Origin of the sequence: Acinetobacter sp. Ver3, assembly GCF_000632455.1 — a bacterium.
Taxonomy (GTDB): Bacteria; Pseudomonadota; Gammaproteobacteria; order Pseudomonadales; family Moraxellaceae; genus Acinetobacter.
The window spans coordinates 1-1,714 of sequence record NZ_JFYL01000153.1; the positions used below are offsets into that span (position 1 = coordinate 1).

Annotated in this window: 1 protein-coding gene; it reads left to right on the forward strand. The window is 33.6% G+C overall.

The window, feature by feature from the left end; genetic code table 11:
- The first annotated feature begins 493 nt into the window (after positions 1-493).
- Positions 494-1,711, forward strand: coding sequence for a PglL family O-oligosaccharyltransferase (locus CL42_RS16065; RefSeq protein WP_228133306.1), 1,218 nt, complete (start codon positions 494-496; stop codon positions 1,709-1,711).
- Positions 1,712-1,714 lie beyond the last annotated feature (3 nt).

The window sequence follows — 1,714 nt, forward strand, 5'->3', positions numbered from 1 at the left end:
TTTAATCAGGCTTTTTTATTTCTGCTTAAAAAATAATTTTATAATGATATTGTGATCTGAAATGTTTTCATGGTTGTTGTAAATGCGTAAAATCAAATATGCAATAGTAATATTCCTTTTGGCTTGGGCTTGGTTAAGTACTTATCATTACACGCCTTGGCCAACCTTTTCCTCAGAAATTCTCACATTTCTGTCTGCTTCACTATTAGTCATTGTTTCTTTCGATAAAAACATATACGTTCCTAAAGTACAGTTTCTATTGTTTATATTCCCTTTGATTCCTTTAATTCAGTACTTTTTAGGCCAAGTAGTATATTTGAGCAATGCTGTATTGAATTTTGCTTATTTTCTGTTTTTTTCTTTAATGATTGTTTATGGGTATAGTCTTTCAATAGTTGCATCGGATCGAGAAAAAATTTTTCAAATACTATGTTATATGTTTTTGATTGTAGGAATAATTTCTGGGGGGATTAGTATTCTGCAATGGTTGAATATGAACTACTTGCTCGGTGATTTGGCTTATTTACAAAAAGGGAGTCGACCGTACGCAAATTTTGCACAACCTAATAATTTTTCAACTTTTTTGTTCTTAAGTCTTTTTTCTTGTTTGTATTTCTATGAAAGAAAATTGATTCAATCGAAATATTTATTTCTTATTGGTTTATTCATTGTTTTTAATATTGTATTAGCACAATCAAGAACAGCATTGCTAGTCAGTGGTTTTATCATCTTTTATTTTTTTCTAAAGAAAAATAATGTTGTTCTTCGTTTTAGTTTTAAACAGCTTGTTATTTGGAATGTTATTTTTATTAGTTTGCTTTTTTTAATTCCATTGATAACCCCTTTTGTTGGACATATAACTGCGCAACCAGATATGGTATTGAGAAATACGGTTGAGAGAGCGTCATCGGGCGATATTCGCCTCGACATGTGGCAACAAATGATAGCTGCGATTCTGCATCAACCATGGTGGGGGTATGGATGGAATCAAACAGGCTTAGCGCAATACTATATTACCGATACCTTCCAAGTTTCACTTTGGTATAAAAGTGCACACAACATGATTCTAGACTTATTGGTTTGGAATGGTTTGATTTTAGGTGGATTTATTCTTCTGTACTTTACAGCTTGGCTACTGTGGCTCAATAAAGGGGTGAAGGATATTATCTCGATCATTGCAACATTAATGGTATGTGCAATCCTCATTCATGGCATGTTAGAGTTTCCTTTACATTATGCTTATTTTTTACTTCCGGCAGGTTTCTTACTGGGCATCATTCAGGCGCAATATACAAATTTGCCTTCGTTAAAAATCGATGGTCGAGTGTTCGCAGTGATTGCTTTTATCACGATTGTTGGGGCTTTAGTTACGACACGGGATTATTTTTTATATAAAGAGCAAAGTGTACTCGCATCAAAGGCTGAAGCTTTAACAGCAGATCAACAACACACCATGCAAAAGAAAATTTGGCTGATAACTCAATTTAAAGAGCGCGTGTGGTGGATCGGATTAGATCCTAAAACTGAAATGACGGATCAACAACTTGCTGATCTAGAGCGAATGGTTGCAAACTTGGCATCAAAATATGATTTACATAAGTATGCACAAGTGTTGGCTTTTAATGGTAAGGAGCAAGAAGCGAAGCATCAATTATGGATTTTAGAAACATTGCATAAGCAGCATATTGAGTATGATGATTTATTGAAATAAAAA

What these genes read in the sequence shown, in the direction of transcription:
- CL42_RS16065 (WP_228133306.1), top strand. Translation starts at nt 494, where the DNA reads ATGAACTACTTGCTCGGTGATTTGGCTTATTTACAAAAAGGGAGTCGA.